Here is a 347-nt window from a genome sequence, read left to right as displayed (position 1 = left end):
GTGGTACGGACTCCGGCAAGTGGGGCGCGGAGCTCGTGCACATCGACCGCTATACCGGCGACTTCCTCGAATACCTCTACAGCCGTACCGTGTTCGACGAGCTGCCGCTGCGCGAAGTGTCGGCCAACGTCAACATCGCCGGCCAGGACGGCGCGGCGACCGGCTATTGGGTCGGCCAGTCCAAGTCCATTCCCTTCAGCAAGGCTGACTTCATGGACGTGAACCTGACCCCGCTCAATGTTGCCGCTCTGGCCGTGGTTTCGAAGGAACTGCTTTGAGACTCTTCACCATCGGCTGAAAAGCTGGTTCGCGATGCTCTGGTCGAGGCCTCGGCGCAACGTGTCGAC

1 pseudogene is annotated in these 347 nt (G+C 62.0%); it reads left to right on the top strand.

The window, feature by feature from the left end:
* Positions 1-278: pseudogene (locus ACPYOJ_RS34845) on the top strand (hypothetical protein); the annotation flags it as partial.
* Between the last annotated feature and the right edge of the window lie 69 nt (positions 279-347).

The organism is Rhizobium sp. SVR5-9E (assembly GCF_056755095.1).
This window is presented reverse-complemented; position numbering and strand designations above follow the sequence as displayed.